This window comes from Chromobacterium sp. IRSSSOUMB001 (assembly GCF_023507765.1).
In the GTDB taxonomy this organism is placed as follows: domain Bacteria; phylum Pseudomonadota; class Gammaproteobacteria; order Burkholderiales; family Chromobacteriaceae; genus Chromobacterium; species Chromobacterium haemolyticum.
Window position 1 is genome coordinate 1 of the sequence record NZ_JALCYU010000067.1, and the last position, 349, is coordinate 349.

The following is a 349-nucleotide window of genomic DNA, read 5'->3' on the forward strand; positions in this document are numbered from 1 at the left end:
CAGATCGCCGGAGCGATAGAGGCGGGAGCCGTCGGCGGCGAAGGGGTTGGGCAGGAAGCGGGAGGCGGTCAGCGCCGGGCGGTTCCAGTAGCCGCGAGCGACGCCGGGGCCGCCGACGTAGATCTCGCCGGGCACGCCGACGGGCACCGGCTGCAGGAAGCGGTCCAGCAGATGGAAGGCCAGATCGGGAATCGGCGGGCCGATGACCTGACCCCGGCGAGCGTCGAGATCGGCCTGTCGGATGGCGCGCTGGGTGACGTGCACGGTGGTTTCGGTGATGCCGTACATATTGACCAGCTCGGGACGTTGATCGCCGCGTTGTTGGAACCAGGGCTCCAGACTGGCCAGT

1 protein-coding gene is annotated in these 349 nt (G+C 69.3%); it reads right to left on the reverse strand.

Going from position 1 to position 349, the window contains the following annotated elements; translation table 11 throughout:
- On the reverse strand, positions 1 to 349 hold a 349-nt coding region (locus MOV80_RS23345; protein WP_249605569.1), incomplete at both ends, for an AMP-binding protein.